Source organism: Actinomyces sp. ICM47 (assembly GCF_000278725.1).
Lineage (GTDB): Bacteria > Actinomycetota > Actinomycetes > Actinomycetales > Actinomycetaceae > Pauljensenia.
Genome location: NZ_ALCA01000053.1, coordinates 1 through 8,491 on the forward strand (window position 1 = coordinate 1; position 8,491 = coordinate 8,491).

Consider the following 8,491-nt stretch of genomic DNA (forward strand, 5'->3'; position numbering starts at 1 on the left):
CCACAGATCCGCGTCGATCAGGCCTGCTTCGCGGCGGCAATACGCTCGCGGAACTTGGCCAGCTGCTCGGTGATGGCGGCGGGGAGCTTGTCGCCGAACTGCGAGAAGTACTCCTCCGTGTCGTCCATCTCGGCGGCCCAGGCGTCGGGGTCGATCGCGAAGAGCTTCGCCCACACGGCCTCGTCGATGTCCAGGCCATCCAGGTTGAAGTCCTCGAACTTCGGGTAACGACCGGTCACACCGTCAATGGCCTCGACCTCGCCAGCGGCGCGGCGAACGATCCAGTCCAGAACGCGGGCGTTGTCGCCGTAGCCGGGCCACATGAAGTTGCCGTCTTCGTCCTTACGGAACCAGTTGACCTGGTAGACCTTCGGGAAGCCCTCGCCCAGCTTGTCCTGCATCTCCAGCCAGTGGCCCCAGTAGTCGGCCATGTTGTAGCCGCAGAAGGGCAGCATGGCGAAGGGGTCGTGGCGCAGCGAGCCGGCCTTGACGTCGGTCGCAGCGGCGGTGACCTCGGAGGCCACGGAAGCACCGATGAACACGCCGTGGGCGGGCTCGTACTGCTCGGCAACCAGCGGGACGTTGGTGGCGCGGCGGCCACCGAAGAGGACGGCGTCAACCGCAACGCCCTCGGGGGCTTCCCAGTCGGGGCAGATGATCGGGCACTGCGAGGCGGGGACGGTGAAGCGGCTGTTCGGGTGAGCAGCCTTCTCGCCGGACTCGGGGGTCCAGTCATTGCCGTGCCAGTCGATCAGGTGCGCCGGAACGTCACCGTCGATGCCTTCCCACCACACGTCACCGTCGTCGGTCAGAGCGACGTTCGTGAAGATGGAGTTCGCCTTGCCGGTCTCCATGGCCATGGGGTTGGTCTTGTAGGAGGTGCCGGGGGCGACGCCGAAGAAGCCGGCCTCGGGGTTGATGGCGCGCAGGCGGCCATCCGGGCCGGGACGCATCCACGCGATGTCGTCGCCGACGGTCTCGACCTTGTAGCCGGGGATCGTGGGCTGGAGCATGGCGAGGTTGGTCTTGCCACAGGCCGACGGGAAGGCGGCGGTGACGTGGAACTGCTGGCCGGTGGACTCGCGGGTCAGGCGCAGGACGAGCATGTGCTCGGCCATCCAGCCGTCGCGGCGGGCCATGGTCGAAGCGATACGCAGAGCGAAGCACTTCTTGCCGAGCAGCGCGTTGCCGCCGTAGCCCGAACCAAAGGACCAGATCTCGTTGGTCTCCGGGAAGTGGGTGATGTACTTCTCATCGTTGCAGGGCCAAGTCGAGTCTTCCTGACCGGGCTCGAGAGGAACACCGACGGAGTGGACGGCGGGAACCCACACGCGACCCTCATTGATGAGGTCCATGGCAGCAGCACCCATGCGGGTCATGATGCGCATGTTGACAACAACGTAGGGGGAGTCGGTGATCTCAACACCGAGCTGGGAGATGGGGCCGCCCAGGGGACCCATGGAGAAGGGAACCACGTACATGGTGCGGCCCTTCATGGCACCCGTGAACTTCTCGTGCAGGGTGGCCTTCATTTCCTTGGGGTCGGCCCAGTGGTTGGTCGGGCCCGCGTCCTCTTCCTTCTCACAGCAGATGAAGGTACGGGACTCAACACGCGCAACGTCGGAAGGCTTGGAGCGAGCGAGGAAGGAGTTCGGGCGCTTCTCCTCGTTGAGCTTGGTGAACATGCCGCTCTCGACCATCTGAGAGGTCAGGCGGTCCCACTCTTCCTGGGAACCGTCGCAGAACTCAACGGCGTCAGGGGTGGTCAGCTCAGCGATTTCAGCAACCCACTTGATGACATCTTCGGGAGCGTTGGCCGGAGCCGCTGCACGCACGTCCTGTTCAGTCACGGACATTTTGCCTCCTGAGGCATTTCGGATTGTCGAGGCCGCGATATGCGTCCCCGATTGACAGAATCAATCATGCCGGAACGGATGCCCACGCTTGCGGGCGCTTGGTCCCGGTCACATCTCAATCCTAGTCGAACGAGTCACACGCCGCCCGGTCGGCAGGGACCTTCTGCCCACCCACAAGGCAAAACAAAACCAGTCGAGCCGACCCCGACCTCGCGAATGGGACCGAAGAGTAGCCCACATCCTAAACCGTGAGATAGACCATGACCATTGGGCGGCAAAAGCGCATCTGAACTTGAAGTCACACCACCCCATGACCGACGATTATTCGTAGCACAACAGTGCCGTTCACCATTGGAAGGACCGAATACACCATGGGATTCCGAAACAAGACCCAAGGCCCTGACTTTTTTGAAGACTTCACCTCGCAGGCTCGCCAGCTTGAGCAGGCCGTCGAGATCCTGACGCACATCTATGCTGCCTCCCCTGAGGAACGCATCGCCCTGCGCGATCAGCTCCACGAGGTTGAGCACCGCGGTGACGAACTGAACCACGAAATCATCCAGCGCATCAACTCCTCGTTCATCACGCCTTTCGACCGCGAAGACCTGCAGTCACTGGCGTCCCACCTCGACGACTGCCTCGACTTCATCGATGAAGCCGGCGATCTCCTCGTCGTCTACGGCATTGCCGACATCCCCTCTTCCCTGGTCTCTCTGCTCAACACGCAGATCGAGGTCATCAAGAACTGCGCGGAGATAACCGCGCAGAACATGCACAAGCTGAAGTCGCCGGTGGACCTGCGCGACTACTGGATCGAGATCAACCGCCTCGAGAACGAGGGCGACCTGGCCTACCGCCGCACCCTGACGGCTCTGTTCGACTCGGGCCTGGACCCGGTCACGATCATCAAGCTCAAGGACATCGTCCAGGGCCTCGAATCCTGTGCTGATGCCTTCGAGGAACTCGCAGGCATCATCGAGTCCCTCGCACTGAAGGAATCCTGAGCCGTGGATCTCAATCTGATCCTCGTCTGCGTCGTCATCGTCGTCGCACTGTTCTTCAGCTACACGAACGGCTTCCACGACGCAGCGAACGCGATCGCGACCTCGGTGTCGACGCGTGCGTGGACACCACGTGCTGCGCTCCTCATGGCCGCAACGATGAACGTCATCGGCGCTATGATGGGCACCGCCGTCGCGAAGACCGTCGGCAAGGGCATCATCTCAATTTCCGACTACGCCGAATCCCCGCTTCCCGAAATGCAGCAAAAAGGCCTGGTCATCATCCTGGCAGCGCTGCTGGGTGCCTGCATCTGGAACCTCATCACCTGGTGGTTCGGTCTCCCATCATCCTCCTCGCACGCCCTCATCGGCGGCATGGTGGGCGCTGGCCTCCTATCGGGCACGATGGTGCACTGGTGGGGCATCATGAGCCACGTTGTGATTCCGATGTTCGCCTCCCCCATCGTCGGTTTTGTCATCGGCTACTTCGTCATGAAGCTCGTCCTGTGGCTGCTGCGTAACGCTCAGTATCACCGCACGATGCGCCGCTTCCGTGCAGCGCAGCGCTTCTCATCGGCTGCCATGGCCCTTGGTCACGGCATCCAGGACGCGCAGAAGACGATGGGCATCATCGTCATGGCCCTGCTGGCCGGCGGCTACGGAGAAACACACAACATCCTCGATCCGATCACGGGCGAGATGAACGTGCCCCTGTGGGTGAAGATCTCGGGTGCTCTGGCGATTTCGCTGGGCACGATGGCCGGCGGCGGGCGCATCATGCGCACGATCGGTCGTAAGATCATCGACCTGGATCCGGCTCGTGGCTTCACGGCCGAGGCCGTGTCTGCCTCGGTCCTGTACCTGTGCTCCTACGTCATCCACGCCCCCATCTCGACGACGCAAGTCGTGTCGACGGCGATCATGGGTGTGGGTTGCACGAAGCGCTTCTCGGCAGTTCGATGGGGCGTCGCGGGCAACATCGTCATCGCATGGTTCCTGACGCTACCCGCCGCCGCCCTGGTGTCAGGCGTCGTGTACCTCCTGGTCGCTCTGCCGCTGGGAGTCCACTAGTGGCTCGCTCTCGTCTGATCGGCCTGGTCGCGGCTCTCGCCCTTGTTGCCCCACTCACCGCGTGCTCGGACACCTCCGTCATGCACATGCAGGTCGGCCAGTGCATCCTCCTGCCCGAAGAGAAGACCGCGACCACGGTCGAGACGACCAACTGCACCAGCGAGCACGACGCCGAGGTCTTCTACATGACATCCGTCGACGACGGGGACTTCCCCGGCGAGGCTGCGCTCAACAACGCGGCCGAGAAGGCATGCATTTCCAACTTCGATGACTACGTGGGGTCGCACTACGTAACCTCAACGCTGGATGCGACGTGGATGCTTCCGACGAGAGACTCGTGGGCGCAAAATGATCGTTCGATCACCTGCCTCGCAAGGCCGCTGGATCATTCCAAGCTCACCAAGTCTGTGAAGGATTCGGGCCTGTAGGATTTGTTGGGTCTTCAACTCTCAATGGGTGGTGCCCGGCCGATGGGCCAGGCACCACCCATTTTTACCGACGGCGTTCCGCATTGTTATAGTGACCACCGTGCCGCGGTGGGTATCCTCGCGCCCGCCACCACCTCGCGATCCCATCATCACCTCATTCTCACGATGTCAAGGAGAACCATGTCCCACGCACTGCGTTCCATGCTCGCCGTCGGCACCGCCGCCGCCATGGGCCTATCCCTGTCCGCTTGTTCACTTCTGCCGTTCGGCAACCAGACGCACAGCACGTCACTGAAGGTCGGCCAGTGCATTCAGCTGCCGGACGACGACGAGGTCGGTGACATCACCACGGCGAACTGCGCCGAGGAGCACACGGGCGAGGTCTACTACATCTTGACGCTCACCCAGGACACGCTCCCTTCCCGCGCGGAGATCGAGAAACTTACCTCCGACACCTGCGACGATAACTTTGAGGCTTACGTCGGCTCGGCCACCAATGAGACCGAACTCGACGTCACTGCTATGTTCCCGACCAAGAACTCGTGGGACAAGGGCGACCGCGACATCGTGTGCATCGTCATCCCGGCTGAGGGTAAGACGCTGACGCAGTCCGTGAGGGGCTCGGGCATGTAGTCCGACCGTCACATGATGTTTTCGGGTGGTGCCCGGCCAGTGAGCCGGGCACCACCCGTTTTCCCCAACGACGGCCTGCGTTGTTATAGTGTGCACAGGACCACGGTGGGTCTTCGCACATCCGCTCCCGGTCTCGCGATCCCGTCACTGCTTCGCTTCCGTCAATTCAAGGAGAACCATGTCCCGCTCTCCGCGTCGCGCACTCGCTTTGGGCACCGCCGTCATCATGGCCCTGACGCTGTCCGCCTGCTCGTCACTGTTCGGCTCGCGCACGCAGAGCACCAAGCTCACGGTCGGACAATGTGTCCTTGTTCCGATCGGCACCCAGGTGGACTCGGTGACCACGACCGAGTGCACCGAGGAACACACCGGCGAAATCTACTCAATCACCGCCATTGATCGACAAGCACTCCCGTCCCGCGACGAGATGGATGACCTGGTCTTCGACACCTGCTACAACACTTTCGAGGCCTACGTCGGATCGACTCCCGAGGAAACGTCGCTCGATTACACCGCTTTCTCGCCGACCAAGGCGACCTGGGCAACCGGTGACCGTGACATTATCTGTATCGCTGTTCCGACCGGGGATGACAAGCTGACCCAGTCGGTACGCAATTCCGGCATGTGACAGGTACTTTTTGACCGCTCGCGGCCCTTTAACCACTCTGGTCACTCTCCTTGACCGAGTGGTATTTACATTGTTGTATAGTGAGCGAAGCGCGCCGACGAGCACACGCGCACCTGCGGGTCCGCATGCCCGCCACGGCCTCGTGACCCGCTGATCGGGGTCACTCCCCCCATTCTCTAGGAGAACTATGTCCCGCGCTTTGCTCCCCGCGTTGACCCTGTGCGCCTGCATCGCAACTGTCGGTCTGTCCGCCTGTTCCGCCGCGTCGACCGACGGTTCGGGCAATAGCGTCTCCTCCGACGCTCACGGTTTGACGAGCGCACAGAGCGGCGCTCCCACCGCGCAATCCGGTTCCTCCGGTGGCCTGTACGAGTCCGGGTACCTGCAGCTCGGACAGTGTTTGCTCGCGGCCCCTCAGGAAGGCGTCCCCCTCGAGCTCGTCGACTGCACGCAAGAGCACGGGGCCGAGGTGATCCACACTTTTGACCTGACCATGACCACGATGCCCTCCGAGGACACGCTCGAAGAGGTGAGCGACGAAACGTGCGGCGAAGCCTTCACCGCCTACGTCGGGCGCCCCTTCGAAAACTCCGCGTTGGACTACATCTGGAGGCTGCCCAGCCCGGAAACCTGGGCAGCCGGTGATCGACGGGTCGAGTGCATCGCCTTCACGAGAGACGAGAGTCAGCTCACGACGACGATGAAAGACACCAACATGTGACGAGGCCTGGTCGGCTTTGCGCTTGTGGTGGTTCGGCTCCGGCCGGACCACCACTTTTGACGGCTTGTACCTACCGGCACACACGTTGCTATAGTGAGCGCGGCCCAACGATCATCACGAGAGTCCGCCACGGCCTCGTGGCCCATTCTCTGGTTACTTTCCCACCACCCTGAGGAGAATCATGTCCCGCATCGCGCGCCCCGCGCTCGCTGTCGCTGCCTGCGTTGCCATCCTGAGCATGTCCGCCTGTTCCAGTTCGTCGTCCACCTCCTCGGAGGATTCGACGACCCATTCCGGCGAGGCCGGTACCTCCGCCGAGGCACCCGTCACCAACGCGTCCGAGATCCCCTCCGACGCGCGCACCAACCTGAGCAACCTAAGCGTCGGCCAGTGCTTCCAACAGCCAACCGATCCCGCCGACGGCTTGGCGATCGTCGACTGCTCCGCACCGCACTGGGGTGAGGTCTACGCCCTCGCGCCGATCGACGCCGAAACCCTGCCCGACTTCGAAGAACTCAACACGATGGCCTTCGAAGCGTGCACCCCTGCGTTCGAGGAGTACGTCGGTACGCCCTACGAGGAATCCTCCCTGGATGCCACCTGGTACTTCCCGAACGCGACCAACTGGGATGCCGGCGAGCACGTCATCGCCTGCGTCGCCGTCCCCTTGGAGGCGCCCTCGCTCACCCAGTCGGTCAAGGACTCCAATCTGTGACGTGCGGGTTGTCGTCACGCGGCGGTTCGGCCATGGCCGGGCCGCCGCTTGCGTATCGGTGATGACCTTCCTTTACCGATCGGTACTGACATTGTTATAGTGAACACAACGCGTCGACGGGTGTTCCACGCGCCCGCCGCGAATGCGACGGCCTCTCCGGGGTCGCGTTCCCATCATCCAAGGAGCATCATGTCCCGCTTTACCCGCCCCGCCCTCGCGTTCGCGACCTGTGCCGCCATGCTCAGCTTGTCCGCCTGTTCCGCCCTGCCTTTCGGCAATAAGGATGACGATGACGAGGACACCCCCAGCTCGCGCAGCTCCTCGTCCGCCTCCCCGAGCAGCTCACCCGACAAGACGAAGCAGCCCACGAGCACCCCCACCGTTGCGTCCGCCCGCACCTACCTGATCGATCTGAAGCTCGGCCAGTGCTTCAACCAGCCGGACGTCGACACCGATGTGGATGTGGAGACCCTCGACTGCTCACAGCCTCACTGGGGCGAGGTGTACTACGTCGTTGAACTCACCAACGCGACGTTCCCCGGTGAGGACGCCATGTCCGACACAGCAAAGGACGCGTGCCAGAATGCCTTCCAGGACTACATTGGTTCGTCCTACGCGACCTCCTCGCTCGCGTTCGGCGGCATGTATCCGACGTCCGGTAGCTGGGCCGGTGGTGACCGCGCGATCGTGTGCTACGCCCACAACACCGACGACAGTACCCTCACCCGCTCGGTGAAGGACTCCCGCCTGTGATCCTCTGATTCACGCTCGCGGCGGCTCGGCTTATGCCAGGCCGCCGCAAGCGTGGATGAGACGCGGGCGACTCAGTGCCGCCTGGAGGCTCTGCGCGTCGGGACGGCGGGGTTTTTGGTGGTGACGCTGTGCGTCTCAACGGCGACGACGACCGGCCCGTCAGTCCCCTGTTCGACGTGGGCGACCATGATCTGTCCGTGCCCCAGGGAGACGGGCGACGCACCCACGATAGTGCTCGATCCGTAGGCGCGGATTTCCTCGACGATCAGGTCGCGCGCGGCACCCGTGACCGACAGGAGAGTCGCACCGGCCTGCTCACGCAGGCGCTGCGCCGCGAAGGCACGCACCCGACCGGCTCGAGCGTCGGCGTCCTTATCAGCCCCAGCCTCGTCCCCCACAGGCACACCCAGGGCCTCCACGAGCGTCACCGATCCACCGCCGACCGCAGCCCACGGCGCAAGCACCTGGCGCGCGCGGGCACTCGGGGATGCGAACGCGCGGTCCACGCCGAACGCGCTCAACAGGTCGATGAGGTCAAAGGACTGGCGCACACCGAAACGTCCGAGGGGCGGATCTGCGGGGTGCGCGGCGGCCTCAGCTGTGAGGGACGAGGCCCGCTCCACCTGCGCTGCCCTGCGCGCTGCCGCTGAGGCGACCATCGCGGGGGTGGGTGCGGGGCGGGGTG

10 protein-coding genes are annotated in these 8,491 nt (G+C 63.4%); 8 read left to right on the forward strand and 2 right to left on the reverse strand.

Annotated elements, in window-relative coordinates; all coding sequences use genetic code 11:
• Positions 1–17: 17 nt before the first annotated feature.
• Positions 18–1,856: a phosphoenolpyruvate carboxykinase (GTP) gene (locus HMPREF1136_RS03375; protein WP_009647935.1), complete on the reverse strand. Its 1,839-nt coding sequence runs from the start codon at positions 1,854–1,856 to the stop codon at positions 18–20.
• A 371-nt stretch (positions 1,857–2,227) separates the two neighbouring features.
• Between HMPREF1136_RS03375 and HMPREF1136_RS03380 the strand changes: the two genes are divergently transcribed.
• The 8 genes from HMPREF1136_RS03380 (at position 2,228) to HMPREF1136_RS10260 (ending at position 7,806) form a co-directional block, all read left to right on the forward strand.
• Complete coding sequence (locus HMPREF1136_RS03380; RefSeq protein ID WP_009647933.1) at positions 2,228–2,860, forward strand: DUF47 domain-containing protein; 633 nt, start codon at positions 2,228–2,230, stop codon at positions 2,858–2,860.
• 3 nt (positions 2,861–2,863) lie between these two features.
• A complete protein-coding gene (locus HMPREF1136_RS03385; protein ID WP_009647936.1) occupies positions 2,864–3,928 on the forward strand; it encodes an inorganic phosphate transporter in 1,065 nt (354 codons plus the stop codon).
• Positions 3,928–4,356 (forward strand): septum formation family protein, encoded by a 429-nt coding sequence (locus HMPREF1136_RS03390; protein WP_009647938.1) that lies wholly within the window; start codon positions 3,928–3,930, stop codon positions 4,354–4,356. The genes HMPREF1136_RS03385 and HMPREF1136_RS03390 overlap by 1 nt, the downstream gene beginning before the upstream one ends.
• 180 nt (positions 4,357–4,536) lie before the next feature.
• Entirely contained in the window at positions 4,537–4,989 is a 453-nt protein-coding gene (locus tag HMPREF1136_RS03395) for a septum formation family protein (RefSeq protein ID WP_009647932.1), read from the forward strand.
• A 178-nt stretch (positions 4,990–5,167) separates the two neighbouring features.
• Positions 5,168–5,617: a septum formation family protein gene (locus HMPREF1136_RS03400; RefSeq protein ID WP_009647939.1), complete on the forward strand. Its 450-nt coding sequence runs from the start codon at positions 5,168–5,170 to the stop codon at positions 5,615–5,617.
• Between the two features lie 187 nt (positions 5,618–5,804).
• The gene (locus tag HMPREF1136_RS10255) at positions 5,805–6,338 is read left to right on the forward strand and encodes a septum formation family protein (RefSeq protein ID WP_009647937.1); all 534 of its coding nucleotides are present in this window, start codon (positions 5,805–5,807) and stop codon (positions 6,336–6,338) included.
• A 181-nt stretch (positions 6,339–6,519) separates the two neighbouring features.
• The gene (locus tag HMPREF1136_RS03410) at positions 6,520–7,053 is read left to right on the forward strand and encodes a septum formation family protein (RefSeq protein ID WP_009647934.1); all 534 of its coding nucleotides are present in this window, start codon (positions 6,520–6,522) and stop codon (positions 7,051–7,053) included.
• Between the two features lie 189 nt (positions 7,054–7,242).
• Entirely contained in the window at positions 7,243–7,806 is a 564-nt protein-coding gene (locus HMPREF1136_RS10260; protein ID WP_009647931.1) for a septum formation family protein, read from the forward strand.
• Between the two features lie 71 nt (positions 7,807–7,877).
• Here HMPREF1136_RS10260 and HMPREF1136_RS03420 read toward each other — a convergent pair.
• The coding region (locus tag HMPREF1136_RS03420; RefSeq protein ID WP_034504717.1) for a histidine phosphatase family protein at positions 7,878–8,491 on the reverse strand (614 nt) is incomplete at its 5' end.

Bases quoted from the DNA above. Each gene is read 5' to 3' on its own strand.
- HMPREF1136_RS03375 (WP_009647935.1), bottom strand. From the start codon at position 1,856: ATGTCCGTGACTGAACAGGACGTGCGTGCAGCGGCTCCGGCCAACGCT.
- HMPREF1136_RS03380 (WP_009647933.1), top strand. From the start codon at position 2,228: ATGGGATTCCGAAACAAGACCCAAGGCCCTGACTTTTTTGAAGACTTC.
- HMPREF1136_RS03395 (WP_009647932.1), top strand. From the start codon at position 4,537: ATGTCCCACGCACTGCGTTCCATGCTCGCCGTCGGCACCGCCGCCGCC.
- HMPREF1136_RS03400 (WP_009647939.1), top strand. From the start codon at position 5,168: ATGTCCCGCTCTCCGCGTCGCGCACTCGCTTTGGGCACCGCCGTCATC.
- HMPREF1136_RS10255 (WP_009647937.1), top strand. From the start codon at position 5,805: ATGTCCCGCGCTTTGCTCCCCGCGTTGACCCTGTGCGCCTGCATCGCA.
- HMPREF1136_RS03410 (WP_009647934.1), top strand. From the start codon at position 6,520: ATGTCCCGCATCGCGCGCCCCGCGCTCGCTGTCGCTGCCTGCGTTGCC.
- HMPREF1136_RS10260 (WP_009647931.1), top strand. From the start codon at position 7,243: ATGTCCCGCTTTACCCGCCCCGCCCTCGCGTTCGCGACCTGTGCCGCC.